This window comes from Arthrobacter sp. 9E16, from assembly GCF_002929435.1.
GTDB lineage: Bacteria > Actinomycetota > Actinomycetes > Actinomycetales > Micrococcaceae > Arthrobacter_B > Arthrobacter_B sunyaminii.
In genome coordinates, this window is record NZ_PJIU01000002.1 from 226,616 (window position 1) to 253,090 (window position 26,475).

29 protein-coding genes are annotated in these 26,475 nt (G+C 60.5%); 19 read left to right on the top strand and 10 right to left on the bottom strand.

The genetic code is table 11. The features are described 5' to 3' along the window. Positions 1-121: 121 nt before the first annotated feature. The 3 genes from CXR00_RS07785 to CXR00_RS07795 form a co-directional block, all read right to left on the bottom strand. Positions 122-445, bottom strand: a complete 324-nt coding sequence (locus CXR00_RS07785) for a hypothetical protein (RefSeq protein WP_104053963.1) — start codon at positions 443-445, stop codon at positions 122-124. An 8-nt stretch (positions 446-453) separates the two neighbouring features. Next, entirely contained in the window at positions 454-726 is a 273-nt protein-coding gene (locus CXR00_RS07790) for a hypothetical protein (RefSeq protein ID WP_104053964.1), read from the bottom strand. 460 nt (positions 727-1,186) lie between these two features. Then, on the bottom strand, positions 1,187-1,534 hold the full coding sequence (locus tag CXR00_RS07795; protein WP_104053965.1) for a hypothetical protein: 348 nt from the start codon (positions 1,532-1,534) through the stop codon (positions 1,187-1,189). Between the two features lie 315 nt (positions 1,535-1,849). On the opposite strand from CXR00_RS07795, the gene CXR00_RS07800 reads away from it, so the two are divergent. Both CXR00_RS07800 and CXR00_RS07805 read left to right on the top strand, forming a co-directional pair. After that, positions 1,850-2,368, top strand: a complete 519-nt coding sequence (locus CXR00_RS07800; RefSeq protein WP_219815993.1) for a hypothetical protein — start codon at positions 1,850-1,852, stop codon at positions 2,366-2,368. Between the two features lie 221 nt (positions 2,369-2,589). Next, positions 2,590-3,051: a GNAT family N-acetyltransferase gene (locus tag CXR00_RS07805; protein ID WP_104053966.1), complete on the top strand. Its 462-nt coding sequence runs from the start codon at positions 2,590-2,592 to the stop codon at positions 3,049-3,051. A gap of 734 nt (positions 3,052-3,785) precedes the next feature. Here CXR00_RS07805 and CXR00_RS07810 read toward each other — a convergent pair. Next, a complete protein-coding gene (locus CXR00_RS07810) occupies positions 3,786-5,081 on the bottom strand; it encodes a GNAT family N-acetyltransferase (protein ID WP_104053967.1) in 1,296 nt (431 codons plus the stop codon). 433 nt (positions 5,082-5,514) lie between these two features. Between CXR00_RS07810 and CXR00_RS07820 the strand changes: the two genes are divergently transcribed. The 9 genes from CXR00_RS07820 (at position 5,515) to CXR00_RS07860 (ending at position 13,308) form a co-directional block, all read left to right on the top strand. Further along, on the top strand, positions 5,515-6,039 hold the full coding sequence (locus CXR00_RS07820) for a GNAT family N-acetyltransferase (RefSeq protein WP_207347040.1): 525 nt from the start codon (positions 5,515-5,517) through the stop codon (positions 6,037-6,039). Between the two features lie 129 nt (positions 6,040-6,168). Next, on the top strand, positions 6,169-6,720 hold the full coding sequence (locus tag CXR00_RS07825) for an NUDIX domain-containing protein (RefSeq protein WP_104053970.1): 552 nt from the start codon (positions 6,169-6,171) through the stop codon (positions 6,718-6,720). A gap of 127 nt (positions 6,721-6,847) precedes the next feature. Continuing rightward, positions 6,848-7,186: a PadR family transcriptional regulator gene (locus CXR00_RS07830; RefSeq protein ID WP_104053971.1), complete on the top strand. Its 339-nt coding sequence runs from the start codon at positions 6,848-6,850 to the stop codon at positions 7,184-7,186. Further along, positions 7,183-8,211 carry a hypothetical protein gene (locus CXR00_RS07835; RefSeq protein ID WP_104053972.1) on the top strand — a complete coding sequence of 343 codons (1,029 nt, stop codon included), beginning with the start codon at positions 7,183-7,185 and terminating at the stop codon, positions 8,209-8,211. Before CXR00_RS07830 ends, CXR00_RS07835 begins: the two co-directional genes overlap by 4 nt. Before the next feature lie 169 nt (positions 8,212-8,380). Then, positions 8,381-9,298, top strand: coding sequence for a hypothetical protein (locus CXR00_RS07840; RefSeq protein WP_146068461.1), 918 nt, complete (start codon positions 8,381-8,383; stop codon positions 9,296-9,298). Continuing rightward, entirely contained in the window at positions 9,288-10,562 is a 1,275-nt protein-coding gene (locus tag CXR00_RS07845) for a peptidoglycan-binding protein (RefSeq protein WP_146068462.1), read from the top strand. Before CXR00_RS07840 ends, CXR00_RS07845 begins: the two co-directional genes overlap by 11 nt. Then, positions 10,552-11,253: an ABC transporter ATP-binding protein gene (locus CXR00_RS07850; protein WP_104053975.1), complete on the top strand. Its 702-nt coding sequence runs from the start codon at positions 10,552-10,554 to the stop codon at positions 11,251-11,253. Before CXR00_RS07845 ends, CXR00_RS07850 begins: the two co-directional genes overlap by 11 nt. Next, positions 11,250-12,479 carry an ABC transporter permease gene (locus CXR00_RS07855; protein ID WP_104053976.1) on the top strand — a complete coding sequence of 410 codons (1,230 nt, stop codon included), beginning with the start codon at positions 11,250-11,252 and terminating at the stop codon, positions 12,477-12,479. Before CXR00_RS07850 ends, CXR00_RS07855 begins: the two co-directional genes overlap by 4 nt. A gap of 184 nt (positions 12,480-12,663) precedes the next feature. Further along, positions 12,664-13,308, top strand: a complete 645-nt coding sequence (locus tag CXR00_RS07860; RefSeq protein ID WP_104053977.1) for an MBL fold metallo-hydrolase — start codon at positions 12,664-12,666, stop codon at positions 13,306-13,308. 387 nt (positions 13,309-13,695) lie between these two features. On the opposite strand, the gene CXR00_RS18025 is transcribed toward CXR00_RS07860, so the two are convergent. After that, a complete protein-coding gene (locus CXR00_RS18025) occupies positions 13,696-14,259 on the bottom strand; it encodes a hypothetical protein (protein ID WP_258060327.1) in 564 nt (187 codons plus the stop codon). Between the two features lie 151 nt (positions 14,260-14,410). Here CXR00_RS18025 and CXR00_RS07865 point away from each other — a divergent pair, with 151 nt between their 5' ends. Next, the gene (locus CXR00_RS07865; protein ID WP_104161248.1) at positions 14,411-14,944 is read left to right on the top strand and encodes a GNAT family N-acetyltransferase; all 534 of its coding nucleotides are present in this window, start codon (positions 14,411-14,413) and stop codon (positions 14,942-14,944) included. 62 nt (positions 14,945-15,006) lie between these two features. Here CXR00_RS07865 and CXR00_RS07870 read toward each other — a convergent pair whose 3' ends face one another. Next, positions 15,007-15,255 carry a hypothetical protein gene (locus CXR00_RS07870; protein WP_104096790.1) on the bottom strand — a complete coding sequence of 83 codons (249 nt, stop codon included), beginning with the start codon at positions 15,253-15,255 and terminating at the stop codon, positions 15,007-15,009. Positions 15,256-16,113: 858 nt separating this feature from the next. On the opposite strand from CXR00_RS07870, the gene CXR00_RS07875 reads away from it, so the two are divergent. Further along, a complete protein-coding gene (locus CXR00_RS07875) occupies positions 16,114-16,677 on the top strand; it encodes a chloramphenicol phosphotransferase CPT family protein (RefSeq protein WP_104053980.1) in 564 nt (187 codons plus the stop codon). Between the two features lie 17 nt (positions 16,678-16,694). Here the strand turns inward: CXR00_RS07875 and CXR00_RS07880 are convergent, their stop codons facing one another. Beyond that, entirely contained in the window at positions 16,695-17,156 is a 462-nt protein-coding gene (locus CXR00_RS07880; RefSeq protein WP_104053981.1) for a hypothetical protein, read from the bottom strand. A gap of 715 nt (positions 17,157-17,871) precedes the next feature. Here CXR00_RS07880 and CXR00_RS07890 point away from each other — a divergent pair. From CXR00_RS07890 to CXR00_RS07910, 5 genes are all read left to right on the top strand, one after another. After that, the gene (locus CXR00_RS07890) at positions 17,872-18,222 is read left to right on the top strand and encodes a VOC family protein (protein WP_104053982.1); all 351 of its coding nucleotides are present in this window, start codon (positions 17,872-17,874) and stop codon (positions 18,220-18,222) included. 518 nt (positions 18,223-18,740) lie between these two features. After that, a complete protein-coding gene (locus tag CXR00_RS07895) occupies positions 18,741-19,133 on the top strand; it encodes a DUF6176 family protein (protein WP_104053983.1) in 393 nt (130 codons plus the stop codon). Between the two features lie 101 nt (positions 19,134-19,234). Further along, entirely contained in the window at positions 19,235-20,008 is a 774-nt protein-coding gene (locus CXR00_RS07900; RefSeq protein ID WP_104053984.1) for a cyclopropane-fatty-acyl-phospholipid synthase family protein, read from the top strand. Positions 20,009-20,360: 352 nt separating this feature from the next. Beyond that, entirely contained in the window at positions 20,361-22,856 is a 2,496-nt protein-coding gene (locus CXR00_RS07905; protein WP_146068464.1) for a hypothetical protein, read from the top strand. Positions 22,857-22,950: 94 nt separating this feature from the next. Beyond that, entirely contained in the window at positions 22,951-23,463 is a 513-nt protein-coding gene (locus CXR00_RS07910) for a hypothetical protein (protein ID WP_104053986.1), read from the top strand. Positions 23,464-23,594: 131 nt separating this feature from the next. Here the strand turns inward: CXR00_RS07910 and CXR00_RS07915 are convergent, their stop codons facing one another. From CXR00_RS07915 to CXR00_RS07925, 3 genes are all read right to left on the bottom strand, one after another. After that, entirely contained in the window at positions 23,595-24,938 is a 1,344-nt protein-coding gene (locus tag CXR00_RS07915) for a replication-associated recombination protein A (protein ID WP_104053987.1), read from the bottom strand. Continuing rightward, positions 24,935-25,291 carry an MmcQ/YjbR family DNA-binding protein gene (locus tag CXR00_RS07920; RefSeq protein ID WP_104053988.1) on the bottom strand — a complete coding sequence of 119 codons (357 nt, stop codon included), beginning with the start codon at positions 25,289-25,291 and terminating at the stop codon, positions 24,935-24,937. Before CXR00_RS07920 ends, CXR00_RS07915 begins: the two co-directional genes overlap by 4 nt. Positions 25,292-25,436: 145 nt before the next feature. Then, positions 25,437-25,631 (bottom strand): hypothetical protein, encoded by a 195-nt coding sequence (locus CXR00_RS07925; RefSeq protein WP_104053989.1) that lies wholly within the window; start codon positions 25,629-25,631, stop codon positions 25,437-25,439. A gap of 158 nt (positions 25,632-25,789) precedes the next feature. Between CXR00_RS07925 and CXR00_RS07930 the strand changes: the two genes are divergently transcribed. Further along, positions 25,790-26,335 carry a hypothetical protein gene (locus CXR00_RS07930; protein ID WP_104053990.1) on the top strand — a complete coding sequence of 182 codons (546 nt, stop codon included), beginning with the start codon at positions 25,790-25,792 and terminating at the stop codon, positions 26,333-26,335. Positions 26,336-26,475 lie beyond the last annotated feature (140 nt).

The following is a 26,475-nucleotide window of genomic DNA, read 5'->3' on the forward strand; positions in this document are numbered from 1 at the left end:
ATCCCCCAAAGAGCGCGGGGGATTATTGGGGGGGGTTGGCTCCGAGAAGCAGTTCTCCTGCACAGAGAAGGGGCCCAGCCCGGACAACTGCCGGGACGGGCCCCTGGAGAATCTGGTATCGCTACCGCTGGCGGAAGAGCTTGCTGTGCTTGCGGATCAGAGCAATATGATTCGGGTGCAGCTCAGGGCTGCGCGGGCCGAGCAGGTTCACCACCGGCTCGTACCATCTCATGACGCAGACCGCGTTGAGCCGTCCGAAGGAGATGATGTCATCCTTGGAGAGGTCCTCGCCGTTAATGAGGCGAACAACGGCGTCTTCGGCTTGCGCAGTTTTGATTGCCAGGGTCAGGTCGGCGCCGGCGAGCTGGGTGTCCTCCCATGGGCGCAGAGGCTCGCCTGGGCGATGGTTGGAGGATACTTGAATGCCTTCAGGAAGATTATCCATGCCTAATCCTAGCAATCGTCCCAACCTTCCTGGGTGTAGCCGTTGACGGTGACGGTCACGTACACGCGGGTCCCATTGGGGCCAGTGTGCCCGGTCGAAGTACCGCTGGAACCGATGCCATAAATTCCCGTAGTCAGGACTCCCGCATAGTGGGCAGCAGTGGTGCTGGCAAGGGGGTCTGAGAAGGAGCCGCCGCCCCCGTCGAATCCGCCGCCTGTTTCATACCGGTAGTCAGCGTAGACCGCATATGTGGTCTCAGGGGCTCCGGCATTGTAATTCACATTCCATTGGTAATGCTTATCTTCATGGCAGGTGACGTTTACCGACAAATTCGTCCGGTCTTCGTCTTCGTATTCATTTTATTGATCCCCGTTCGACTAGAAGTTTTACGGTGTGTAATGACACTAGATGAATTATAAACAATGTCAACAGTAAGTATAGATTGATTCTTTTGATATTTATTCTGCAAATCCATTGCAATTGCCGTGCATATCTGAAAAGGTAGAGAGGCCGGTTCAGATGCTCCGCGTCATCAGGCAGCCAGGGCATCGGATCTGGAGGGCCGGGGGTACTCCAGAGACACTAAGCAGCCGGGCATTGCCTCGTCCAGCTGCAGAATCGTCTCTTCGTCCAGAGCACCGGCGTGAAACGGATCTTCTTCAGCGAGGGCGGCGGACTCCCGCGAAAGGATCCTCAGCGAACACCTTAATGTGCGTCTGACATAGATGCGTTCAAGGTTTACTAGATGTCAGGTTTCTGCGCATATGCGGAGAGGACGAGGACCATCACGGACGTAACCACCATCGCGAGGAGCGGTACCCAGAACGCGATCCGGCGCTGGGCGAGCATCACGAGCGTGGCTGCTGCCGCCGCGAGTGGGATGAGGAAGACCAGAACGATGCCAGTCGTTGCCGCCCAGTGCGGTATTGAACGGGTTCCGTCCATCCAGTCGGACGCGCCGAGGGCGATAATCAAGTACTGCACGACGGCGACGAACGGCTGCGCGACCAAGAAGACGATTGAAAAGACGCGGTCGATGATTGAGGGCTGTCTGGCACTTCGTTCATCGACCTGTGTGTCTGTATCCACTATTCGTCCTAACGCATGCTCGAAGTATTTCCGCTGCCGTCGACGTAGTCTACGGGAGCCTAACGACCAATCAGCTGCACCAGACGCGTGCTCATGACCCGACTCAACCGGCCTCACCCGGGACTGCCCGGCCTTGCGAACACGTCCGGCAAAAGAGAAGGGTCAAATAACCGTCGGCTTCCGAAATCCGTTCCCCGTTCTGCCACCGGCCGACATCGGCTGTCCCAGTCAGCGATCGGCGTGCAGGACAGCCCAAGCCCGCAAGCCGATTACTGAACCGTTGACCTGACGTCGCGGGAAAGTAGACTCACGACTGTGAACACCAGGCAGCGGGAAGACCGCGACGCATCTGGCGCACGCATTGAGGTGCAGCGATCTGTTGTCTTGCATGCGAATATTAATGTGGTCTGGGCCCGGGTCACGACGGAAGCGGGCATCAACGACGAACTGCGTCCGGTGCTGTCCATGACCATGCCCGGTCGCTACCGTGGCGCATTGATGACCGAGGTCCCGGTCCATCACCACCTGGGAAAGGCCTGGCTTCGGCTTGGCGGTGTGCTGCCCGTGGAGTATGACGACTTGTACTTGGTCGAGGTCGAAGCGCCCGTCCGCTTCCACGAGCGTTCCTCGATGGCGATCGCCCGGGTTTGGGAACACTTGCGCGAACTGCAGCCCCTTGACGACGGACGCACCCGGGTCACCGATACGCTAGCGCTGGAGCCACGAGTGCCGCTGCCGGCACCAGTGCTACGCCGTGTGGTCAAGGCGCTTTTCGCCCACCGGCATCGACGGTTGCGCAGGCACTTCGGCGGTGAAGCGCTCCACCGCGGGTGACTCCGCCAAGCGCAGCGTCGTCCGCCCGTCCCGCACGCCGATCCGTAACTGGCTGTGGCTGCCGCGGCAGCTGAGCTTTAGGCGGGGCCTTGGCAGGGTTCTAACCTGTTCTCACCGCAACACGCATTCCGTCCGCACAGGCACTGAACCGGTAACACCAAAGCGTCAAATGTGCACTTCACGTCACAAACTCGACACAAAGAATTGCTAGCTTTCCCCTCATGACCCTACTCATCCAACTCGCAGGTTTTGACGATCCCGCCCTGAAAATCTTTTTGCAAGCCCACCTAGCAGATATGGTCCCTCAATCACCGGTGGAGTCCCAACACGCATTGGACATGGACGCGCTGAAGAAGCCCACAGTTCGGCTCTGGGTAGCGCGGAAAGAGCAGCGGATCGCCGGGACCTGTGCACTAGCTGTGCTGACGCCAGGCCACGAGGAGATTAAGAGCATGCGAACCGAACCGACGCTCCGAGGACAGGGGATAGCTTCGCAGCTGCTAAGCCACATCATGGGCGATGCCAGAGCGCGCAAGGTAGCGAGGCTCTCCCTTGAAACCGGATCGGCGGAATTCTTCGCACCCGCACGGACACTGTACTCAAAGCATGGCTTTGAACAGTGCCAGCCCTTCGGCCCCTATGTTGAGGATCCGCACAGTGTATACATGACTCGTAATCTCTAACTGGCTAGTTTTCTTGTCAGCCAGAGTCACGCTTGTTGAATCCCGGAGTTGCAGACGATGGCGACGATGTAGATAAAGGTCGGCGCTACCAAGCGCCGTCAGCGCGCCCTCACGGAAAGATACGCCGTCGCAAATGCGGTTGTATTGGATCCCGCTGAGGATGGGTCAGCGTGCGCCTAGCTATATGTTTGTTGAGCCCAGGAGGGCCAAGAATCGGCGTCCGTGTCTAGATCGATTCCTCGCAAGCGGATAAGACAAACTTCGCCCGGGGATCGCGTGGTTGCCCAGAGGCTGTGCGATCGGCCTCTGGCTTGGGTGGGTATCCAAGTGAGCACCTCGTGAAGGTCTGCCCGTGACAGTTCCCACTCTTCCTTGTTCCCGCCATCGTCCGCCCAGAAGTACACCCTGTAGGTCGGATCATCGACCTGCGTGGTCTGATCCCGTGGATCAATGAGTTCTGCTCGCATCTACCGACCGTACTCCGAGACGCAGCACCTTGGCGTAGCGAAAGCCCATCGTTGAGCGCACCAGGCAAGGATTGGACACTGCTCGCAGCCGTGGCAGGTCCAGCGGGAGGAAGCCGGGGATGAGCCGCACACGGATCATCCAGGCCCGACATGATCGAGGCCAGCACTCACACGAACAAGCAGATTGCGGAGACGTTCAACGTCTGACGCGCCACGCTGTACCGGAGCTTAGCTGAGACATCAGAAGGCCGGTTGAACTAGATCAGCTCAAAACCCGAATGAGTTGTGAGGTTCTGGGTCAGTTCTGAACATCCGGGAAAGTTTCTCTATGGACGAGGTTTGATCGGAGCGAATCCGCCCCGCAGCGGCGAGCAGCTGAGCCGACATTCCACCTAAGTAGAGGGCACCGAGGGCTTGAATGTCGAGCGTGAGATCCGGTGCATCGTTGGTACGCACGCAGGAGGCACCGGTAACGTCAGCTTCTAGACGCCAAGTGCCGACATTATTAGGAACCATCTCGTCGGTTTGGACGGAAAAAGCTATGGTATCGGGCGTGGAATAAGTGCGGGCTGCTAATGCGGCGGGAACGTCCAGTATGCGCATCCAAAGGTTGTCTGACTGTCGAGTGATACGCATTGCACGAGGGTTTCTCAACATCTGGCGAAGGGGTTCATCGCGCGGACGTGAATGCGCAACGACTTTGCGTGTCAGGTCGAAGTCAAGAAGGATATGCCACAGCGCCCTATAAGCACTGGGATTGGTGGCTTCGAGGGCTTCAACGACTAGCGTGCCAACATCATCAACCGTGCGGGACCAAGGCAACTTGAAGTTGGCAATACCGTCCACCGTTCCGGTGCTATCCCGGTGCACGAGATAGCGAAGAGGGCTATCGGTTCCGGATGCCGTGTCAGAGAGTCCGTTCCATCTGCCTGGCTGAGCTGATAGCTCGCCCACCCGAGAGTGACGTACACGCTCATGTAGCACGGGCCATATCGCGCGCGCTTCTGATGCGCCGATGAGTTCGAGTGAACCGATGGTGTCCTCTACAGGGAAAAGTTCTGCTTGTGAGCGTTCAATCTCCCACCGGGTGCGGTATGTCGCGGGGGAGAATCCGAATCTTCCATAGATGCTGCCTTCACTGGCGCTGAGCATCGAGATTGGTTCGCCCCGTTCGATTGCAGCGTCGAACATGGTCTGCATCATCTTTCGAAGCAGGCCCCGCCTGCGGTGTGTAGCGAGGACTCCTGTACCAGTTACTCCTGCCATGGGTAGCTGAAGTGAACCAGGTACCGTGACCTCAAACGAGAGCATCGCGGAGGCGCCGACCAGTCGCCCGTCAGCAAACGCAGCTACCGGATGAAAGTTCTGGTTCTTCTCGCTACTGTCGGCCCACGCTTCCAATTGTTCAGCAGTGGCGGGCTGACGAGGCTGAGGCCAGGGTTCGCTGCCACCGTGCCATGCCGCTGGCGCTGCTTCCCAGCTAGGAAGCCCATTCCCGCTTGGAAGGGCTTTGTAGTAATTGGACATTTCGGCACGAGAGGGAGGGCGAACGTTGATCTGCATTTAGTCAGCTAACCAGACTGTCTCCCACGCCGACGGTAACCTCGTTCAACGCTGAGTAAGCGTCCCGCTCGAGGATCCCTACAGCGGTTAGGCTGCGGACATGACTGCATGGAGCCGCCACTGTTTTGGGTCTCGATTGTTTTCGGGGTGGGCACGATGATGCTCGCTGAGAAGCTGCCGGAGTGGTGCGGGCCGGTGTCGATCCTCGCCATGGTCCTTGCTGTTTCTGCTTTCCTAACGTGCTCCGTTCTGGAGTATCGACGTCGGAGCGCGGCGGTCGGCACTTTGGAGCAGCAGCTTTGCCCTTAACTTCTCTCTTCGGACGAGGCAGTGCAACCCGGCGTCGATGCGCTCGGTGTTCGCTGAGGGACCGTGTAACGGCGCAGCATCGATGCTGGTTGTTGGGTCAATACGCGCAGGTACGATAACTGCTGTGGTGAATGACGAGACAGCCTCAGTTAGCTTGGTTCCTGTCGACGACGTCGTGCTCCGACAGTTGGTCCGCGCGGCAGTTACTGATGCAACGGCTGATGAAGTGACGCCTCCGCTGACACCTGGCCCGTCGTGGACTGTGGCACGAGTGGATTGGCTGCGGGCCTACCACCAACGCTGTCGTGACGGATTGACTGGAGCTGCCGGCGAGGCCACATGGGCTGTAGTCGTCAACCAGAACATCGTTGGTTCAGTCCGTCTGAAAAAAACGGGTGTAGAAGGGGCGCTGGAAACAGGAATTTGGCTCATCCGCAAGACGCGCGGTCAAGGCATCGGGAGGATGGCAATCGCCGAAGTGCTGCGCAAAGCTCGCTTATTGGGAGCACATGAAGTGCAAGCAAAGACCACTGCGCGTAATACAGCCGCCCAGAGAGTGTTACGTAGCCTCTCCTTCAACATCACAACCCCCGTCGATGGAAGCGAAATTATGGGTTCATTCACGATTCGCCCTGCACCTCAACACTGATCTGTGAGCTGCAGCGGTTTGTGGCCTGGTTTTTGCAGCGGTTTGTGGCCGACCAGTCTCCGTGAGCCTATTGGTGTCCGGGCAATCTCAATCATGTCGTGGGTACTTGCCGCCTACTAAGGTGAAGACATGCCAACGTCCTGGACGAGTTTCGAAACGAACAGTACTGATGAGTGGTGGGACGTCGTGGATGCCGAAGGGTCTCCGACGGGTAGAACCTATCGCAGGGGCGCAGCGAACTGGCCGTCCGGGTTTTTTCATTTGATCGTCGCAGTTTGTATCCAGCGTGAGGATGGAGCTGTCCTCCTTACCCAACGTGCAGCAACTAAGGAATCTCCCTTCGGATGGGAGTTCCCCGGTGGAAGCGCTCTCAGCGGTGAGACAAGTCGTCAGGCGGCGATTCGAGAACTGGGGGAGGAGACGGGGGTAGAGATTCCGCCGTCCGCGCTGACGCCGATTGATCGATTTGCTGAAGCAGCAGCTCTTCTTGATTTCTATACTGCCCACGCGCCGGCGAACACCGAATTGAGATTGCAGCAGAGCGAAGTCATGGCCGCCGAGTGGGTGTCGCTTGAGGAAGTCGGCCGCCGGCTGTGTGCGGGCCTCATGGCTGACCCCTGGTCCGCCCGCCTCGACGCGCTCTGGCCGCTTGCGAGGCAGGCACTGCGTATCGTCCGGTGACGGATACCCAAATGACGACGGTCTTCCATATCTGCACGGCCAGAAGGTGGCAGTGCCCAAGAGGAGTAATCGAACCGTTATATCTCTTTGTGACGAATATATAGATTCTCTGAGTATCGTTCCTTCCATGAGTAAGCACGAAATGCGCGAGCCCACCTTCCTGGTCCTCTCAGCGCTGGCCGATGGCCCCAAGCACGGTTACGCGCTCATCGCCGAAACTAAGGAGCTCTCCGGCGGCAGGGTAAAACTTCAGCCCGGAACGCTCTACGGTGTTCTGGACCGGTTACGCGATGAAGCCCTGGTGGAAGTCTCCGGAGAGGAGATTGTTGACGGGCGTGCCCGCCGTTACTACCGGATCACGGACGAAGGGGCCACGACATTAGGACGCGAAGCAGACCGGCTGGCAGCCAACGCACGACAGGCCATGTCAAAGCTCAGGCTCCGCGCGGCAGTTGCCGGCGCATGAACACTTCCGCTTCCGAATTGGAGACCACCTATCAGCGGGCCCTGTCCGCTTATCCCCGGCGTTGGCGGGAGGAACAGGGCGACGAGTTCATCGGGGTGCTGCTTGACGTGGCTCGGAGCGAACATCGAAGCGCTCCGACCGCCTCCGAGCTGCTGAATATTGTTGGCAGCGGTCTAATAGCCCGCGCCATGCACCTGCTCGGCCGGGTCAGCCGAACGCGCCGGAGCGTTCTGGCCTTCACCGCCACCGTTCTGACCTTCTATCTCGCTGTCACCATGATGCTGCTGGGAGAGTGGGGCCCCTGGGTTCGTCCCGGTACGCTGCGCTGGCGGCCCACCGGGCAGGGATTCACGGAACAGGCTCTTTCCCTCGGCCCGTTCACCACCGGCGCTTCCCTGATTTATCTGCTACTCATAGCGGCATTTTTATGCACTTTGCTGCAGCGGACAGCGCTGCGCCGGTCCTTGTTCTTAAGCGCGGCTGCTGGCGCTCCACTGGTCAGTCTGGCAGGCCAACTGACAGGTACTCTGGCGCCGCCGCTGCATACGATGCTGACCATTAGCTTTCTGGCCATTATCGCCTTGGCCGGGGCTCCGGCGGCCACACGCCCAGGCCGGGTATTGCTTGCTACAACCGCGGTGTGTTTCACCTCCGGAGGGGCAGCTTTGGCCGTTTTTCGACTCTCCGGAGAGCAAGCCCTCTTCTTCTACAACCCCTTGAGCGTCGCGCCGGTGGATGCCCACACTCTGACACTGGCCGCCGCCGCATCAATGCTGGTTGTAGCCGTGCTGCTGCTGAGCACCAGCAGACAGCTGCCGTGGACCACCATAGTGGTTGTCCTGTTCGCTCCAGCGATAGCGTTCCTGTGGAGCGGACCCTTGGCTGGGTATGCTTTGGTGCCGCCCCCTGGCCAGAGCGGCCTCTGGCAGTGGAACACGCCGCTGCTTATCTCCGCTTTGAGCGCGGGAGCGATTACCGCTTTGATCCTGCGACCCTTCAAGAAGAAGACGCTCCGCCCAGCCTAATCCTGCAGCAGCAGCTCTCTTTTCTCCTGTAGTACTTCACGGCCATGCCTGACAGGCATCTCCGGCACTGAACGACACCCAAAAACCAGTCTCACAAAGGACCCTCATGCACCGGAACTCTATGCTCCCCACATCTTTGCAAGCCGTGATCCGAGATGCCGGACGGTTCATGGCAACTGTTCCCGGTGCCGGCAACCGACGGCACCGCGGACTCTACGCGGCTGCGTTGTTCACTGCAGCGGCAGCGCTCGGCGGCTGCGCGGCGGAAACGGCTGTGGGCCCTGCCGAAGCTGGTGCTGATGCCTATGACATTTACCTCGCGGAGGAGGTGGACACCATCGAATTTGGGCAGGATGTCCTGCGTTTTCATTGCCTTGTGGACAACGGGTACAGGGAGTTCGAAGCCTTCGTTCCGAAAAGCCCGACGGAGCGCGCCCGTCAGGACGCAGATCAGATCACCACGGACAATGCCTTTTTCGCCAGCGAACAGGACGCCATGACCCGGGGGCTGCGGGAGGAACCGGCCGGCCCGGCTCCCGCCAAGGTCATCGGTCATGACAGTTCCTTAGACGCCATCAGTGAGGCGTGCGATGCCACCGCGTGGGATGCGCTCGGCCCGGATGCCCATCAAATCCATCTGGAGTACCGGCAGCTCGGCAACGCATTCGGGGCGCTTGGCACGGCCCTTTCGGAAGACTTGGTCCGGTTGCAGAACACCGTGGCCCAGTGCCTCGTCGATGCCGGCGAACCGGTAACGGTCGCGCAGGACCAGCTCTTCGGTATTCGGCCGGACATCGAACTTGGCCAGCCGGTGGTGTACCCGGAGCGAATCGGCCCCAAACAGACCCAGGGCGTGGAGATCATTCCGGCCGATGCCGAGATAGCCTACGTTCCGACACCGGCCGAGTCGGATTTGGCCGTGAAGTACTACGAGTGCTCCCGGCAGACAGGTGCCCGCGAGGAATTTGAGCATCTGCTGAGCGAAGCAAAGACAGAAATTGTTGCCGAACACGAAGCTGAGTTGAGCGAGCTCAATCCGAAAATCCAGGAGCTGGCGCGGAAGGCAGCTGATCTCAGTGGCCGCTGAACCCGGAACGGCCCGGCCCCACCGAAAGTACCGTCGAGGCACCGTAGCCCTCGCGTTGTGTGTGGCCACACTGATCCTGGGAGCGGCAGGCGGAACCTTCCTGGTCGCACCACAGCTCAAAACGGCCGAACAGGCGGCCGCCGATGCCCTGCCCCCGCCGGCACGGCCGGTCACTGCGTCAGTGGAACAGCGGGTACTGACCGAGGAGACGGTGCTGCGAGGCATCATCAGCTCCGGCGACAGCACCCCTGTCGTGCCCTCCGCCGCGCTGGCGGCAACTTCTCCGGTAATCACAGCTGTCCCGGTTACCGCCGGCAGCAGCATCAGCCCGGGGACAACGGTGTTGGAGGCCAACGGCGAACCGGTGTTTGCCATGGACTGGAGTTTCGCTCCATACCGGAACATTACCGGCGGCAGCCGGGGTCCGGACGTCGTTCAGCTGCAGAACACCTTGGCCGATCTCGGTTACGCCACCTCGTTGAACGGGGTTCTGGATCCCCTCACCCAGAGCGGTCTGAGCATGTTTTATACCGACCGCGGCTACACCGCGCCCGTTGCCGGAACCGACAACGCCCTCGCGGCGTCCGGGTCCGGAGCGAAGATATCGGGCACCGTAGTGCCGGATGTCGTCGCGGATCCGGAGACCTCGGCGCCATCCTCTGGAGGGGCTTCCCTTCCGGCTGCCAGCGTTGTCCTGATTCCCTCCGGACTGCACACCGTGACACAGGTACTGCCCGGCGTCGGGTCATATCTCGCCGAACCCGCACAGCCGCTGTTGCGCCTGAACGCCGGCGCGAACATCGCCGTCGCCGTCTTGGACGCCGGAACTGCGGCGACCTATGCCGCCGGCGACGAGGCAGTGTTGACAGACTCACGGGACGACACCGAGCATCCCCTTGAAGTTTCCTCGGTCGGCACTGAACCGATGGAAGTGCCAGGCGTTGGCAACGGGATCAAGGTGGTCTTCAGCTTCCGCGGCACCGCCCCGGCCCCAACTCCCGAGGGAAGCACCCTGCTGATCCGCGTGACCCTGGCAGGGGATCCAGAACCGGTCGTGGCAGTACCAGTGACCGCTCTTTACGCCCGCAGCGACGGAACCTCATTTGTCACCGTCGCTGCAGACCCGCAGGCCGGTACGGATTCCCTGGATGTGACAGTGACTCCCGGCCGCGATATCGGGGGCTGGGTCGCAATTGCTGCCGAAAACGCTGAATCCCTGCCTGTGGGCAGCATCGTCGTGGTGGGTATGACCCATGAGCAGTGACCTGGTTGCTGAGCAACCGGTGCTGGAAGTCCGGGACGCCTCAAAGACCTTTGGGAACGGCCCCGCCGCGGTCACCGCCCTCCGTGCCGCCAGCTTCACTGTCTACCGCGGCGACTATCTGGCCCTCGTGGGACCGTCCGGCTCGGGAAAGTCCACGTTGCTGAATCTGCTGGGATTGCTGGATTCCCCCAGTACCGGTTCCTACCGGGTGGAAGGGATCGAAACCACGACGGCGGCCAACCCCGACATTCTTTCCCTGCGCGGGCACAAGTTCGGTTTCGTCTTCCAATCCTTCCATCTGCTCGACGGCCGCAGCGCCTTGGAGAACGTGGAGCTGGGCATGTTCTTCACCGGGCACAGCCGGGCCGAGCGGCGGGACCTCGCGGCGCAGGCACTGCACCGCTTCGGACTTGACCGGCGCATGCATGCAGATCCCCGGGAACTCTCCGGCGGGGAACGCCAACGGGTGGCCATCGCCCGTGCCGTCGCCAAGCAGCCCAGCGTGCTGTTTTGTGACGAACCGACCGGCAACCTGGACAGTCGTAACACCGGGGTGATCTGCGATCTGCTTGAGGAACTTAACGCCTCCGGTCTGACCATCCTGACGGTCACCCATGACGATTTTCTGGCTAGGCAGGCCCCACGGAGGCTGGACGTGCATGACGGTGTTGTCAGCGAGCTGGACCAATGACCGGATCCAGAAACAAGGCCTTGCCGGCAACCCGGCTTCGCACCGCCGACCTGCTCACTGAAGCCTGGCGGTCCATTGCACGAACGCCTTGGCGGTCCATGCTCACCGCAGTGGGAACCCTGCTCAGCGCGGCGGCGTTCGTCGCGACGCTGGGCATCTCCGGAACTATCAACCAGCAGGTGTCGGCCACTTTTGACCTCCGCCGAGCCACCACCGTGACGGTGGAAGCCGGCAACGGCCAGCGCGCTGGCCTCGAGACTGACTCCTTCCTGCCGGAATGGGCCGAACCACAACGGCTGGACCATGCCAGAATGCTCAGCGGCGTTACCGCGGCCGGTGTGCGCCTTGGCATTGACGGACACACCATTGCCCGGGGACCCAACACTTTCGACACTGCTGAGCCCGTTCCGCTTATCGCCCTGGATGACGGCGCACTGGCGGCCATGGATCCGCGCGTCGTCCTGGGACGCAGTTTCGATGCAAGCCATCAGCAGCGCGGTGACCACGTCATTATGCTGGCGGCCGGCACAGCCGAGAGGCTTCGGGTAGCCCGCACCGGCGTTGCTGTATACGTGGGCGGACGAGCGTACACCGTGACGGGGATTTATGATGACGTGGCTCGCGGCCCCGACGCTTTGGCGGCAGCTCTGGTCCCTCTGTCTTTGGCACCGGAACTCGCAGTCGAGGGAGCGCAGCGGCCTCAGGCAGTGGTCGCGACCCTTCCGGGAGCGGCCGCCCAGGTGGGGGCGCAGATTGCTTTGGCTCTGCAGCCAAATGCACCGGAAACACTGGCGGTTGTAGCACCGCCGGATCCAAAAACCCTGCGCCAGGAGGTTGAGGGCGGGGTCACCCAGCTGAGCCTGCTGGTGAGCGTCATTGCTTTGGTGGTCGGAGCGGTGTCCATTGGAAATGCGGCAATGGCTGGCATTGCCCAGCGGACTGGGGAGATTGGGCTCCGGCAGGCACTCGGCGCACGGCGCAGGGACATATTCGCTCAACTCCTTGGTGAGACAACCGCTCTTGGCCTGCTGGGCGGGGCTGCCGGGGCGGGGGTCGGCATCCTCGTCACCGTTGCTGTGAGTTTGTCCAACCGGTGGCAGCCGATCCTGGATCTGCGACTGGCTGTGGCTGCCGTAGCAGCCGGGGCTTTAGCGGGGGCCTTGGCAGGGTTCTGGCCTGCTCTCACTGCAACACGCATTCCGCCCGCCCAGGCTCTGAACCGGTAACGCCGGAACGTCCAAGACCTGGGACGTTGGTCGGCACTGCACTCCTCCCTGCGGGAGGTATCGCGGTGAAGGATCCACCAGGGTGCAGGGTGCAGGGTGCAGGGAGACCAGGCCCAGGGGTGATCTATTGTCAGAGCGAATGGGTGAATTACTCGAAGACACCGCAACTGGAAGGGGTTCTGGTATGGATCTAACGAAGTACGGTCATGCTTGTGTTCAGCTCACAGAGGGCGCAACTACGATCGTGATCGATCCGGGTGCTTTGACCCCGGAGCCCGAAGCCTGCCATGGCGCCGAGGCAGTACTAATTACTCATGAGCATTTCGACCACCTCGATCAAGGCATCCTTGAAGCCGCTGTAGCGGCCAGGTCAGATTTGCGGATTGTTACATGTGCAGGCGTTGCCCAGAAGCTAGAGGCATCCAAGCGCGTTCGAGAGCATGTGGAAGTGATGGAGGACGGCCAAACGGTCTCCATCGGTGACTTTGAGATAGCAGCCGTTGGATCATTGCATGCTTACAGCCACCCTGACGCTAGCCCTGTGAACAACATCGGGTTCCTCATCAATGACACAGTTCTGCACCCCGGAGACGCGCTGACGGATGTTCCCGCACCCGTCCTTCTGGCTCCCGGGCAAGCTCCCTGGCTGACAGTTCCTGCCCTGGTCGAGTACATCCGTACACGGCAACGGGATCATGTGTATGCAATTCATGACGGGTTGCTCAACCATTGGGGGCTGCAAGTATTGGACTCCGTCCTCGATATCGAAGCCCGACGTGCCGGACTTGATATCAGACGCCTCCTCGTCGGCGAAACCGTTCATCTCTGACCTCGAATTAGAACTCCCGACCGAGACATCGCTCGTGGTCGTGGTCCCATGAGCCCAACCGGGGAAGGCAGAGCTACCAATCTCCAGCCAACCCCGCTGCTCCCGGCTGGAACTGTCCACGACCCACCCGGGGCGGTAGAAACTGAGGTGGAAGCACCAGCCGTCGCAGCGACTGATCCTCCCACCTTTGCGAAGACGACACCTGCATCCACGCTGGCGGTGGTCTGACGCGAAGCGTTGGCGGCATCTCACGGCGTGGTGGGGGCGGCCAAAGCCGGCACCCCGGGTGCGATGAGCAGTGCGCCGGCAGCTAGCGACGAGGTGAGGACTGTACGGAATACTTGCGACATTTCAGAGCCCTCGTATGGCCTGGAAGTGGCGTGGAGTCTAGGCAAGCTCGCCGTAAACAGTGAGGGTGTATTCGGTATCTTCAGGGACTTCAACGCGTAAGCTCACGATTGGGCCGTTGTTGAACGGAATGGTTCCATGATTGAAAAAGCCCGGGCCGCAGGTATCGCTACCGTACGAGTACTGCTCAGCATCGGTTTCTGTTCCTGCTCGAACTTCGTAAGGTGCGTCATTTGCGCACGTCACAAATATGGTTATGTTGCTGTACACGGATGTAGCTAACTCAGCGAAATCTTGTGTACCTATTCCTGAATACTGACCGACAAGTTCAGAGGCCCGAACGACGGCCGGTGTTCTGTCGGGGTATTCCTCGTAATATTCAACGGGGTCAGTAATAAGAATGTTGGACTCAGAAGGGTTGGATTCAGAGTCTGCTGCTGACTGAGCGATAGCGGGAGTTGGTGCATCGTCAGCCTCGTCGATGTTGGCGCCGCTGCATGACACAAGTCCCATTGATAAGCCCCCCACGATTGTCAAGCCCATCAACAGTGAGGTACTGTCCGCTTCTGCGACTAACTTTTTCCCGACCGGCCGTTTCGGCACATCAACTCCATCTGAATTCCTACTAGTAGAACCTTCCGTTTATTTCGGAATTATTCCAACTAGGGGAGGATCGGCAGGAAGGCCAACCCGATTAAGGATTTTTTACTTTTCTATCTCGCGGCAAAATATCAGACGTATTGGTATTTATAAAGTGACTATTGAATTACGGCCCTGGATACTCGGAGATGCTCCCACCCTTTGCACCGTGTACCAGGAAGATACAGATCTCCACGTGCAGTTCGGGGGTGCAAACCTCTCCACGCTCGAACTCGCGCGTCATCACATCAGTGAGCAGCTTCCCTTCAGTGAATCATTCTGCAATTGGGCGATCAGCGTTGACGGCGTTGCGGTAGGCAACGTCGGCCTCTCAGCGATCGACCGATGCCATAGGACTGCCTGGGTGTTCTACTGGCTTGCCTCCGCAGCTCGAGGAAACGGGTATGCCTCCCGCGCACTTGCGACCGTCGCAGACAAAGCCTTTGAGGACGGTCTCTTCCGTCTTGAGCTAGGACATCGCGTCAATAATCGGGCATCCTGCACAGTAGCTACCCGGGCCGGGTTCATCATCGAAGGACTTGAGCGACAGAAGCTGCAGTACGGAACTGAGCGATTCGACGTCGAGACCCACGCCCGACTCCAGACCGACCCACGGCCAGAAACGGAACCCATCCCGACTGCCCGCTGAACGCTGCCTGACTGGGACGACGACGGGTGTCAGCAGTCGTATCGCTCTAGGGAAAGCGTTGCTTACTCAACTTGCTCCGCATCGTCGTTGGAGTAGCGATACTCATAGCGAAGGCTTCTGATCTGTCGGATCGCCATAAAGGCCAGAAGGGGCCCGAGAATAATTGCTACAACGGCTACGACAGTTGCTTGATTCGAGGGTTTCCAGAAGGCGAGAAACACCAAGGCGACAGTGAGCCCGCTGTAAGCCATGGCTTGCAGCGTCCACCAAATAGTGCCACGACGTACCGTCGGATGGGCTCGTTCATTCATGTCATCTCCAACTTATGGTGAAGCCTCACAGTTGAGGCTTTCGATCTCGAGCTTAGTCTTAGTAAACGCAGACTCAATTGCTTTCAGCATCGAGCGATGAAGGATCCTTTACCAGGAATCCTCAGCGGGCGGAGTACGATCTCAGGTATGAATGCTTGCGTTGTCCTGCGAAGGCGCCGACATGAATAATGATGCAGTTGATTTCCTCGCCATCTTGATTCCGCTTGTCTTAGTTCTTCTGATAATTGCGTTCGTACTTTGGAGCAACCGGAACAGAAGAACAGAGCGGAAGGCGGGCGAGCCCTGGATTCGAATAATTCGAGATAAACCTGACGAGAGTCCAAACACACGTCCCCGCTAGTACTTTGTTGCGCCATCGATGAGGTCAGTGCAGCTCCGTCTTTGGCTGTCCAACCGAACACGATGTGGCGGTGGGGGACCCTCAATGCGCATGGCCGATCCCATCATCCCGGGTACGCCAGCTTGGGCTTGCCGACGGTAGGCAGGCACACTGAAAGCAAAAGCTAGTTACTTTACGAACGGAACTCCGCGTATGAAGAACTGGAAAGCGCCGACCAGGATCCTTCTCTTATTCGGAATCTGCCTCGCTGTATTTTTCGTGCTGCGCTTCCTCGTACCAACCGAGTACTCACTACTGGTTCTTGGCATTCCTGGAGCTATTTTTGTCAGTTACATGGCGAATCTTGGTGCGAACATGGTCCGCAATCCACCACCTCCGCCCGGCAAGTCTGATGATGTAACAAGGGTGGACCCGCAGTAAGTCCCGAGACGGAGTTCCCTCGACGGATCCGCTTACGGATAAAAACCGTGCCTCTTATTCTCGGTTACGCTCAAGGAATGTACTCCGAACTGAATCCGCAGGTAATCGTGCTGAACGGAGGCTCGAGCTCTGGAAAGTCGTCAATCAGTCGAGCTCTTCAGGAAATGCTTCCAGGCCTGTGGCTGACATTCGGTGTTGACACGTTTATTGAGGCACTTCCCAACCGTGGTGATAGTCCACGGGCGGGAATTACTTACGTACACGACGGCACGATCACCTTTAGTGCTGCGCACCGTGCTCTGGAGCTCAGTTGGTACACGGGGCTGAGCAGTATGGCCAGGGCGGGGGCGCACTTGATTCTTGATGAGGTAATGCTCTCCGGCGGAACCGGACAGGAGCGTATACAGTCGACGTTTGCCGGCGTGAGCATGGTGTGGGTGGGAGTGCGCTGTGCTCCTGAGGTTGCCGCGTCCCGAGAAGCACAACGGCCCGATCGGGCGGAAGGAATGGGACGGGCACAGGCTCTGAGCGTGCACAACGGAGTGATCTACGACTTTGAGGTCAGCACCACAAATCGCTCGACTGAAGACTGCGCGCGCGACGTCGCAGGCTGGCTCGCGCTATCAGCGGGCCTTGAATAGGCCCGCAGAGACTGAGGTCAGTCTATTTCCTCGAAAGAGAAGACTTCAGTGGTCATGCCAATGCGAACCGTGAGCCAGCGCAGGCTTTGGGCGCCCTCTCCGATTTCGAAATTAAACCGTGAACCCGGTGTCAGCTCTGATTCCAAGGCTTCGTTGTTGGACTCATCAACGCCTCTGATCAACAGCAGCTGGCTACAGTCTGAGGTTTTGATGGTCACTCCCCAAAATGACGGGGTCTTTGAACTTCCATGTTCATATCTTCCATCCGCCTCGGTGACGGTGCATGCAATCAATGCCCGATGACTGTCACTGCTGTCCCAGGCGGCGATCGTGAGGGGACCAGCAACGAGCAGCAGGCCCAGAAAAACGACACCGAGGATCACCGTCCGGAGAAACCAGACCTTCCCCCGTCCCAGCACCGGAGGCTTGCCCGTTGGATGATGCCGACCAGCGTGCCCGGCTGACGGTGAATTGTTCATTTCATTTTCCCGGTTGGTGTTCCGAAGCGCGGAGTTCGCTCTCGGGATGGTGAGCCTGCAGGGGATTCTGTTGGGTTCATGTTCAGTATCCTTCCAGACGGGATGCGGTCAGCGGGCCATAGTCGCTGCAATCAGAGACCGGCTGGTAAACCGTTTCTTGCGAGAGCATGACGCCAAGTGAGCCCCCGAATCCAGCTGCTAGAACCTGTGCATTTGTGAGCTGTATCCATCAGCAGATCCAACTGATGCTCTCCTCACCATGTGATGAGTTTGTTTTCCTGCTGGCCATCGCTCCGCCACATCCGCGGCGGCATAATCAGTTGGACGTCGTGCCGCATGGCTATCTCGTTCGGGCCGGCCTCAAGTCGCAGTGCTGAATACCGACACCGCGTACTAGGTAGCTCGACGTGCACCTCTGCGGTCGGCAGGACCATGTCACCGGATACGAGGACGGGTGGAAACTCCGAGACCACTACGCCCGGGGACGTACGCGATCCTTGATGCCGCCGGCCACAACGCCCATCTCAAGCGCCCGGATCTTACTGCAGCACTGATAAGAGATTGGCTCGCCCGCGTTACGGCTCCGTCTCACATTGGGGATAGACGTCTCAAAAGCTGCTCAGCGAGATGGCTTCCTCTATCGGAACGCATGGACGTGCTCTTGCTCTCACACTGTTTCGTTCCCTTTGAATCCTGGCGCCAATAGGATGACGTCATGACACTCAAATTAGGCATGGTCACGATCAACACCACAGACGCCGAACCGCTCGCTCGCTGGTGGGCCGAGCAGACCAATGCGGAGATCACCCAGACCAACGGGGGTTGGTTCGTGGTCCTCGAGGGCGGTGGGCTGCCGGTGATGCTGGCTTTCCAGAAGGTTGACGACCAGTCCGTCGCAAAGAACAGCATCCATCTCGATCTGGCTGCTCCCGACCTCGACGCCGAGGTCGATCGCTTGCTCACTGCCGGGGCGACCCTCGTCGAGCGCCGGGGCGAGAAAAGCTTTCGGTGGGTCACGCTCGCTGACCCTCAGGGCAACGAGTTTGACGTAGCCGAGCAGGCCTGAATGCTATAGGCCCGGTCGGCGTCGGTCAGGCTCGTCTCGGCACGCCCATTGCCCGGCCTCATGCTCGCCGATCGTCGCTCCACCAGACGTAGAGAAGCCACACCGCCAAGCCCCAAAGGAGTACCACCAAGATGATGGTGGACGGCGACGGCCCAAGACTGCATTCACCCGCCACGGCAACAAAGTCAGTACAGGTTCCCGACCGCCAGAACATCGCCACAACGCCTGCAATCGACGCTGCAATGGCAGCAAGTAGCCAGTTGAAACGACGTTTCCCCCGCTTGATCACGATTTCCTCCCGACGAGGCCTGCCGCTCTGACCTTGCTGTCCGCACACTACGTTGTGCCCGCCGCAGGGTCCACGCAGCCGACCTTGCATGTTTCCGAGATCGCTCGAAAGTAGTCGTTCTAGATAACCACCGAGAGACCGGCTTACGGGCAGGACCGGGGCCGTGACCAGTAGGATCAAGCGGTAAATATGGCCGAGAAAAGTTAAGGTGCCGTGAAAGGTTTGGGTCATGCGTGTTGAGCTAACTAGATTCCGTGTTCAGGCTGGGAAACAGGAAGAGGTAGCTGAATGGATGGAGTTCTTGCGGTCGCATATGGAGGCTGTGCAGGAGACCCTCGAGCCAGAGCAAATGTACGTGGAAACGATCTTCTCGGAGACTCTCGACGGCATCGACTATCTCTATTGGTACAGCGTGCGGGGCGAGGGCGGTACTGACCTTTATGAGTCTTCGCACTGGCTTGATGCCAAACATATCGAGTTCTGGAAGTCCTGCATTGATCCTGCTTTTACTCCTGTCGACCTCACTGCGCAGGTGACGATGATGCCCGCCCGTGTCATCGACTCCATGCATCCGCTGCCGCAGAACCAATCTCCTGGGTCCTTACCAAAGCGGAAACACTGAGCGTATGAGCCGTTCGCAGGCCTGCGTCTCGCTGGAGGATCCATGCCGGACAAGCGGATATTCCAAGCGGTCGCTTCTATGAATCGTGAGAACATCACTGAGTGATCGACGACACTACGCTCCAACTGCCGCCCCTGTATGAGTCCCTGACCTGGCTCACCCCGCTTTCCGAGGAACGTGCCGCACACCTTGTAGCGTTCTTGTCCGACCCGGCGCCGGCTGAGGTTCTGGACATGGGGTGCGGATGGGGTGAACTGCTGCTTCGGGTTTTGACGTCCGCCCCGCAGGCACGGGGACGAGGAGTGGACAGTGCTTCGGCATCCATCGAACGGGCGAGGCAACAGGCATTGACTCGTGGGCTGCTCAACAGGGTGACGTTTGATTTGATGCCCGGGGTAGAAGCTCAGGATCGCCCCGCAGACGCTGTCATCTGTGTCGGCGCGAGCCAGATCTGGGGGCCGCCGGTAGAGGACGCGCAGCCGCTCGACTACGCCGCAGCCCTGCGTGCCCTTCGAGCTCTGGTGCTCCCCGGCGGCCGACTCGTCTACGGCGAGGCGATATGGTCAGCCCCACCTCATCCGGCTGCTACGGCCCCTCTGGCGGGACGTGATGACGAGTACCTGACAGCTGATGCGTTACGCGAGCAGATCAGCGGCGCTGGTTTCGAGGTGGTGGATGCCGACCACGCCAGCGTTCAGGAGTGGGACGTCTTCGAGGCCGGATATCGCGACAGGTTCACCCGTTGGCTGGAAGCACATGATGCCCACCATCCCGCCGCTGGGCAGGTCCGTCGGCAATATGAGGAACAACGCGCTGCATATGAAGAGGGCTACCGAGGCGTACTCGGGATGGCGTATTTCTGCCTAAGGGGGTAGGAGTCCGGGTCGTCCGCCTCAGATAGCTCCCGACGGCAGTTGTAGCATCGTAGCTTCCGAGCGGCACCCGGGCATTCAATCCGTTGAAATGCAATTCTTCAGCTGCCCTTCAAAACCGGCACTGAACACAATTGTGTTTCTGCAGCTTCCCCTCACCGGAGCGGTCGAGCATTGAAACGAAAATATGGCACAGGTACTGAGATTTCCAAAAAGAGCTGGCATGGTAATCCCGGTCCGGGCAAATACAGAATTGTCGTTAGGATTGGCAGGTTCGCTCCCAAGTACCCGGATTGAGTCAATGAGCCGCAAAAGCAATCAGCTGGTCCGACCCCGTAACAGGCCGGACTTCGGCTTGCCTTGGATCCCTGTTTTTCTCGGAATTACCTCCCTCCTTATTGGAATCACCGGACTCGTGGTGACCACGCTGCAACCGGCCTCCGAGGTCAAGATCATTGTTGAAGGCCAGCAACCCTGGAATATCTCTCAGGAAACGGTCGAAGCGGCGCTTGATGAACCGGTTGCTTCCTGGCGGCCGCTCACCCTCGTGGTCACCGACCGGACACTGAGCCTTGAGGAACAGCAGGGGAACCTTGAACCGGGCACCGATATCCTGCTGAGCACCCGGCTCCCGGAACCCAACAAGGAACGTGCCCCCTACGACACGGTCAGGCAGATACAGGCCGTCGGCAAGGTGGGAATCCGTCCGGTCTTCGATGACCCGGACCAAAACCTTGTCGCAGGCCAGGACATCCACGATGCCTACCAGACCAACGTAGGGCTGGGCCACGGGCCGCTGGCCGTGGTGGCCGCGGCGCAGGAAGCCTCCCTGGAACTCTCCGACCGGTCTGACCAATCATTCTGGCCATGGCTCCTGGGTACCGTTCTGGGTCTGCTGCTGACGGCGTTCGCCATGTCAAAGGCTCTGAAGCGCCGCTCCCTGTGGGAAGCCCGCTTCCGTCGGCTTACCGCCGCTCAACGTCGTCTAGCCGGGGTGGTCCTGGATCTTGAAGCTCTGGAAGTCACCTACCGTGCCGTCGATCCGGAACAACGCCCGCCGGGGTTCACCGAAGCGTGGACCAAGGTGCGCGATGCGTCTTTAGACTTGGCCCGCACCGAGAAAGAAGTTGTTGCGGCTGTGCGCGGGCGCAGCAGCGGCATGACAGCGCGGACCGCCAAAAAGGTGGAAAAGTTCGAAACCCAGGTCTCGGACTTGGTGGCAGCAGCCGACGCTGTGATGGGGGCCGGCACCGTCATTGGAGATTTCGGCAGTGGTGAAACTACTTTTCAGCGACTGGGCGCACCGCTGGCATTCGCCGCCAGGGAACTGTTGACGCGCCTGCGCGCCGCCCCGGCCAGCGCCGTCGAGCCCCAAATGATCACCAGCCTCGAATCTGCGCTGGACTCACTGCTTGAGGCCGGTGCCGGCACGGCGGGCGGCACCGAGCCGGCTGTGCATACCTGGGAACGGGCGGAGCGCGGACTCAAACGCCAAGCGCAGACCCTCTCCCGAATGTTGCGCCATATGCTGCCCCGGCGCAGGCTGCGCCGCATGCCGGCGCGTCCCGTCGTGGTCCCGCGGCCCACCGAAGACCTGAGCGTGTTGCGCACGAGCCTCGGCCTGGCCCCCCAGGGGTCCCGCCGTTCCCTGGATGCGCTGGATGCAGCAAACGCCATGGCCCGCGAAGTTTTCGGCAGGCTACCTGAATTCGATGATGCTCAGGAAGAGGCACAGACACGGCGCAGGCTCCCGGCGAATCCCAAGCTCCGCAAGGGCATCGGCCTGGGTGTCAAGGTGCTGGCCGGGCTCGTTGCGGGGTTCGTTGCGCTCCTCCTGAGTTTGACGGCCATGTTCAGTATCGATGATGCTTCCGGAACCTTGCCGACCGGATCCAGGCCTTTGGAGGCGTTGCGCTTTGAGCCGGACGCCGGCGGGTTTGATGTGGAAAAGATCCGCCGCGACGTAGAAGACAATTTCATGGAAGACCTGGAAGTGACGGTGGTTGCGGGAGACGCGGAGGACGACCTGCTGCTCAGTATGGATTATGCGGTGAATGCCCGGAAGTACGACCCTGAGGATCCCATGGCGAGCTCGCGCGTCGACGCCAACCATCTGCTGGAAACCATGTGGAAGCTCAAGGCCCAATACCCCCACTTGGTTGACGAGAGCACCGGAGAACTGCTCCCCGGGCAAGCGGTGCTGCCCGTATATTTCTTCGATAACGGGTACACGACGGTGCCAGCGTGGTTGACTTCGGAGGTCTATTACGCAGATGCCCGCCGGATGGGCCGATTCAACTGGGATACCAGCGAATTCTTCATTAGTAAGCCCGAGGAAGCGGTGTCCGAATCTCTGGAGCAAATCTCCAAAGCCCAGCAGTGGAACGGCTACACGTGGCAGATTCGTGACTCGGACCCCCTGTTGCTGCTCCTGTTCCCGATCATGGGGATTGTCCTGTTCATCGGTTACCAGGTGCTGCGCTACGCCGGCAGCATGTCCATGCGTCTGGGCCGCTTCGGCAAGGACGCTGCCAGGTTGCGCACCGTCCGCAAGGATCTGGAGGCATTGACCATGGGGCTGGACGATTCGCGGCTCAACGCGGTGTTAATGTTCGATCGCGGGTCGGCACCGCTGGCGGCCGATAGTGACCAACGGCTTTTCGAAAGTGCGTTGGCCGTGGCTTGGCGGATGGCCGAGGAACTCGCGTCCCGCCCGTTGGCTCAGCGCCTCGGTCCGGATTACACGGATCAGATCCGCAGGTTCGAATACCTGGTCTCGGTGCTCTCGGTGCGCGATACCGATGTTGCCTGGCGCGCCCAAGCCCTGCTCGACGCCGAACGCGAGGCCTAGAACGGAACTAAGCCCGATCCTCTGCGTCCGGACGAGCACAGTTGATATCCCGGCCCGAAACCAAGGTTTGCGGGCGGCCTGTAGCGTGTAGGCCATGAAGAATCTACCGCTGTCGCTCACACTTGCCGCTTTCTCGGGTGTGCTCACCCTGAAAAGCCCGGCTGACTTCTCCCCGGGGATGCGCCGCGCCTACGTCCTCGCCCCCGGCGCCGCCCTTGGCATCATCGCAGCCGCTGCCCTGCGGAGGGGCGTCAAGAAAGGGCGGAAGCTGGCTGCCGCCGGGAGAGTCGACCTCGTCACCCCGGCCGTTGCCGGCTCCAACGACGACGACGACGGCAGCACCGCACCTGTCCCTTCCTATGTGCGCGCAGATGTAGGCGCGGCGCGGGTTCCGGCTTGGACCTTGACCTCACTGGCGGCGACGGTGGGCGTCGCCGTGAGCGGGTTCCTGGCACTGAGCCTGGTGCTGGACAAGCGGATCGAAACGTGGTTGGTCCGGCGCGGGGTGGCACGGCCGCGCCTGGTGATGGCGGTCGTCACTGCCGCGAGCTCCCTGGTCCTGGACCAGGTGGCGGATTCCAAGGATTCCGGGGGCGCCCGCCAGTAGACCCGCCGGATGGTGTCCCTGACCGGGCGAGGCTGAACCGCACAGGGCTTAGTTCAGCGATCAACTGAGGACTCGGATGACGACTTCCTGAGTCGATCCAGAATCCAGGCTGGGGTCATGGCCATAGGTAGTCAGGTGACTGGCCCGTTCGACGCGGTCCCGGGTGGATCTGCTTCAGAGGATCCGGGTGCCGCTGCTCGGAGCTTCGCCCAGTGGGCCAGCCGTTCGGCAATGGCCCGCTCGTACCCGCGCGCGGTGGGTTGGTAGAAGGTTTCCCTTGGCATGCCGTCGGGGAAATAGTTCGCACCGGAGAATCCGGTCTCCGTGTCGGGGTCGTACTGGTAGCCGTCGCCGTAGCCGAGGTCTTTCATCAGCCGTGTCGGGGCATTCAGGATGTGCGCCGGCGGCGTCAATGACCCGGTTCGTTTCGCCGCAGCACGCGCCTTGCTGAACCCGCGGTACACGCCGATGGACTTCGGTGCGGTGGCGAGGTAGACGACGGCCTGCGCGATGGCGAGTTCGCCTTCGGGCGAGCCGAGGCGTTCATACACGTCCCAGGCTGCGAGGGCCTGTTGCACGGCCTGCGGGTCGGCCATGCCAACATCTTCGTTCGCGAACCGGGTGATGCGGCGGGCAATGAACAGGGGGTCCTCACCGCCGTCGAGCATCCGCGCCAACCAGTACAGCGCCGCGTCCGGGTCCGAACCCCGCATGGCCTTGTGCAGGGCGGAGATCAGGTTGTAATGACCTTCCTGCCCCTTGTCATATAGCGGTGCCCGTTTCTGCACCGCCGCAGCAAGCGCCGCCGTGTCCACGGGTGCAGGAAGGGCATGGATCTGTTCGATCATGTTCAGCAGATAGCGGCCGTCACCGTCCGCCATCGCAACCAGCGCCTGCCGGGCATCATCTGTCAGCGGCAGGGGCGCGCCGAGGAGATCCTCTGCCCGGTCGATGAGGGTCTCCAGCGCGGCGTCGTCGAGGCGTTTCAACACGAAGACCTGGGTTCGGGAAAGGAGTGCCCCGTTGAGCTCAAAGCTCGGGTTTTCCGTCGTCGCGCCGACGAGGACGATGGTGCCGTCTTCGACATAGGGAAGGAACGAGTCCTGCTGGGCACGGTTGAACCGGTGAATCTCATCGACAAACAGCATCGTGCCCTGGCCGACCTCACGCCGGCGCTGCGCCGCGGAGAACACCTTTCGGAGGTCAGCGACGCCGGAGAAGGTGGCGGAGAGCGGTTCGAACGCCAGATCCGTCTGCTCGGCGAGGAGCCTGGCGATCGTGGTCTTCCCGCACCCCGGGGGACCCCACAACACCATGGACACGAGCCGGTGCGCATCGACCATACGGCCGATCGGAGCATCCGGTGCGAGCAGATGGTCCTGCCCCACGACGTCGCGCAGGGTGCGGGGCCGAAGCCGGTCGGCCAGGGGCCGGGAGGCGTCGTCGGCCTCGAACAGGGATGGTGTGTCGTTCACGAGCGCTCCGGTTTCAGGCCACCTGCGAGGTCGTAGGAGGTGTAGATGAGGTCCTCGATCAGCTCCGGCGTGATCCCGGCCCCGGGGCCAATGGAGATCCAGTGCTGCTTGTCGAGGTAATGCCCGGGGACGATCGTCGCGTGGTCGCGGCGGAGTGCGTCACCGTAAGGCGGGTCGATCTTCACAGTGATGATCTGCAGATCAGGGTCGTCCTCGGTGACGATGAGAAAGACCTTGCCGCGCACTTTCCACACGTCCAGATGCGGGGTGAACGGACGGCCGCGGCTCACATCGTTAAGCGATGCCGCTGTGTCGCGGGCAATCTGCTGCAGCCGCGCTCCGGAGAGCGTCATCGCTTGTCCCGCACGTTGAAGACCTCCTTGTCAGGCCTGAACGGATGCGTCCAGAGGCGGATTGAACCTGATACGTAACGAGTGTACGCACGCCCGGTCGTCGAGCAGGGACCCAGTGATGGCGCCGCACCCTGGAGTGAAGCCGCTACCCCAAACTGCCTTCTGCCGAGCGGCCGCGGCGGTACTCAAGAACGGAGCAGGTTAGGAACCCAGCTGCAGCCAGGACCATGCAAAGGAGCGACGCCGGCCCCCACCATTCCGGCAGCTGTTCAGCCAGCAGCACCGCGCCCACACCGAAAACGATCGAGGCAGCGAACAGGCGGCGGCTCCAAGCAGTCATATGCACAGCCTAACCGCAGCATCTTCTGGTCTTGCCATTCTCCGGCGATCGGGGGACAACCAAGAGAAAGTCTCCGCTCTGGCTAGACTCGGGGCCATGACAGCTTCCGTTCTACTGCAGCCGCTAGCCGGTGCCACACAAGGAATCCGGGTGACGTGATGGCACTGCCTCATGGACAACTGGGCTCGTCCACGATGGGTCTGGTGGCGGGTCTCGGACTTGCAGTCGCCGGCTGGTTCGCCATCGGACCCGATCACCTCGTCTACGCGTTTGTTGTCCAGGGCGCCTTACTCTTCATGGCGCTCCTGACTGGTCCGGTACTGGTGGACGTTGCCCGCCAGCGCTACCGGGTCAGACCATTCGAGCCACGGATTTACACCCTGCTGGGAGCGGAGGCATTCCGGCGCTTGCTCGGCGTCGTCGGCTGGAACAGGATCATTATGCAGATGCGTCGGACAGAGCAAGGAGCGTCAGGAACAGCCCGCTTCCTTCGAGGGACCGAGCAGTCCGAAACCGGTCACATTCTCGGCTTCTCCGCTACCGCAGTACTGGCCATCATGGCCGTGGCGACATCACACCCTGGAGGTGCTGCACAGATTCTGTTGATCGGGGTGATCCTGCACTTGTATCCCGTCATGATCCAGCGCATCACCCGCTTCAGAATCACGAACCGTCGAACCAACATCAAGGAAGGCGGACGCTGAAGGATTAATCCGTGGCCGCATGCACAGCGGATTTACGTCGGATGAATTGGGTTACTCAGCGGCTACGGTCACTTCTCGACCGAGGATCATTGTTATGAGGTCGTCCAGAGTTCCGTGGCACTTCTCCAATTCAGGGAGGT

Excerpts from the sequence above, each read along its gene's own strand:
- CXR00_RS07785 (WP_104053963.1), bottom strand. The coding sequence starts at position 445 with ATGGATAATCTTCCTGAAGGCATTCAAGTATCCTCCAACCATCGCCCA.
- CXR00_RS07805 (WP_104053966.1), top strand. The coding sequence starts at position 2,590 with ATGACCCTACTCATCCAACTCGCAGGTTTTGACGATCCCGCCCTGAAA.
- CXR00_RS07810 (WP_104053967.1), bottom strand. The coding sequence starts at position 5,081 with ATGCAGATCAACGTTCGCCCTCCCTCTCGTGCCGAAATGTCCAATTAC.
- CXR00_RS07825 (WP_104053970.1), top strand. The coding sequence starts at position 6,169 with ATGCCAACGTCCTGGACGAGTTTCGAAACGAACAGTACTGATGAGTGG.
- CXR00_RS07830 (WP_104053971.1), top strand. The coding sequence starts at position 6,848 with ATGAGTAAGCACGAAATGCGCGAGCCCACCTTCCTGGTCCTCTCAGCG.
- CXR00_RS07835 (WP_104053972.1), top strand. The coding sequence starts at position 7,183 with ATGAACACTTCCGCTTCCGAATTGGAGACCACCTATCAGCGGGCCCTG.
- CXR00_RS07840 (WP_146068461.1), top strand. The coding sequence starts at position 8,381 with ATGGCAACTGTTCCCGGTGCCGGCAACCGACGGCACCGCGGACTCTAC.
- CXR00_RS07850 (WP_104053975.1), top strand. The coding sequence starts at position 10,552 with ATGAGCAGTGACCTGGTTGCTGAGCAACCGGTGCTGGAAGTCCGGGAC.
- CXR00_RS07855 (WP_104053976.1), top strand. The coding sequence starts at position 11,250 with ATGACCGGATCCAGAAACAAGGCCTTGCCGGCAACCCGGCTTCGCACC.
- CXR00_RS07860 (WP_104053977.1), top strand. The coding sequence starts at position 12,664 with ATGGATCTAACGAAGTACGGTCATGCTTGTGTTCAGCTCACAGAGGGC.
- CXR00_RS07870 (WP_104096790.1), bottom strand. The coding sequence starts at position 15,255 with ATGAATGAACGAGCCCATCCGACGGTACGTCGTGGCACTATTTGGTGG.
- CXR00_RS07875 (WP_104053980.1), top strand. The coding sequence starts at position 16,114 with ATGTACTCCGAACTGAATCCGCAGGTAATCGTGCTGAACGGAGGCTCG.
- CXR00_RS07880 (WP_104053981.1), bottom strand. The coding sequence starts at position 17,156 with ATGAACAATTCACCGTCAGCCGGGCACGCTGGTCGGCATCATCCAACG.
- CXR00_RS07890 (WP_104053982.1), top strand. The coding sequence starts at position 17,872 with ATGACACTCAAATTAGGCATGGTCACGATCAACACCACAGACGCCGAA.
- CXR00_RS07895 (WP_104053983.1), top strand. The coding sequence starts at position 18,741 with ATGCGTGTTGAGCTAACTAGATTCCGTGTTCAGGCTGGGAAACAGGAA.
- CXR00_RS07910 (WP_104053986.1), top strand. The coding sequence starts at position 22,951 with ATGAAGAATCTACCGCTGTCGCTCACACTTGCCGCTTTCTCGGGTGTG.
- CXR00_RS07920 (WP_104053988.1), bottom strand. The coding sequence starts at position 25,291 with ATGACGCTCTCCGGAGCGCGGCTGCAGCAGATTGCCCGCGACACAGCG.
- CXR00_RS07925 (WP_104053989.1), bottom strand. The coding sequence starts at position 25,631 with ATGACTGCTTGGAGCCGCCGCCTGTTCGCTGCCTCGATCGTTTTCGGT.
- CXR00_RS07930 (WP_104053990.1), top strand. The coding sequence starts at position 25,790 with ATGGCACTGCCTCATGGACAACTGGGCTCGTCCACGATGGGTCTGGTG.